Below are 1130 nucleotides of genomic sequence, written 5' to 3'. Positions count from 1 at the left end.
GAAATAGTTTCAAGAGGTAATCACATTAAACTTCATCCTGAAATAAATGATAAATCTATTGATGTAAATTTTAAAGAAATAGATATTGACACTTTAAAAGAATTAAGAAAAACTATGTCTATATCAAAAATAGCGGAATATTTTAATGTATCAACTATGACTATATGGTATAGGATGAAAAAAAACAATATAAAAACAACTAAATTAAGTGATTATGAAATAAAAGAAATAAGAGAACTTTTAAAAACTAAAATTAGTCAAAGAGAAATAGCTAAAAAATTTAATGTATCAGAACAATTAATCTCAAACATAAAAAAAAATAAAAGATATGGAAACAAATAAATGCAAAGATCAAATTCACACAGATTCATATAGTATTTTTAACAGCGATTGTATGTTAGTAATGCCTAATTTAGAAAATGAAAGCATTGACTTATCAATATATAGCCCCCCATTTGCTGGATTGTACAATTATTCAAGTTCAGAAAATGATTTTTCAAACTGCGAAAGTAAAGAACAGTTTTTAGAACAATATGAGTTTTTAGTTGCAGAAATTGCAAGGGTAACTAAATCAGGACGTATAACAGCTGTTCATTGTACAGATGTATTCGATAATACTTGCCGATTATGGGATTTTCCAAACGAGATAATAAGAATACACCAAAAGTACGGATTTGAATATCGAAATCGTATTACAATTTGGAAAGAGCCTTTAAAAGTTCGTATGCGTACAATGGTGCAATCTTTAATGCATAAGTTTATAGTTGAAGATTCTACTAAGTGCTTTACTGCTATGCCTGATTATGTTTTAGTATTCACTAAAAAAGGGGAAAACAAAGTTCCTGTAACTCATAAATTTGGTATTAATAATTATGCTGGTGAAGTTCCTATTTTACCAAATATTTTAAGAGCATGGAACAACGCTAATAATTCAGATTTAAACGAAGTTGAATTATGGGAGCATTTGAAAAACATAAATGAAGATGATAAAATAACAAAGTTAAACCATTATATATGGCAGCGTTATGCCAGTTCTGTTTGGGATGATATTAGAATTGATAATGTTTTACCGTTTAGAGATTCTAAAGAAGACGACGACGAAAAACACGTACACCCTTTACAATTAGATG

2 protein-coding genes are annotated in these 1130 nt (G+C 28.0%); both read left to right on the top strand.

Annotated elements, in window-relative coordinates:
- The coding region (locus AC1QQ2_RS14330) for a helix-turn-helix domain-containing protein (RefSeq protein ID WP_479713647.1) at positions 1-342 on the top strand (342 nt) is incomplete at its 5' end.
- Positions 329-1130: DNA methyltransferase (locus tag AC1QQ2_RS14325; protein ID WP_479713646.1), on the top strand; the 802-nt coding region annotated here is incomplete at its 3' end. The genes AC1QQ2_RS14330 and AC1QQ2_RS14325, both read left to right, overlap by 14 nt.

The sequence above is a fragment of the Aestuarium sp. genome (genome assembly GCF_023253315.1).
In the GTDB taxonomy this organism is placed as follows: Bacteria; Pseudomonadota; Alphaproteobacteria; order Rhodobacterales; family Rhodobacteraceae; genus Marivivens; species Marivivens donghaensis.
The sequence above is the reverse complement of the archived record's forward strand: the minus strand, read 5'-3'. Positions and strand labels throughout refer to the sequence as shown.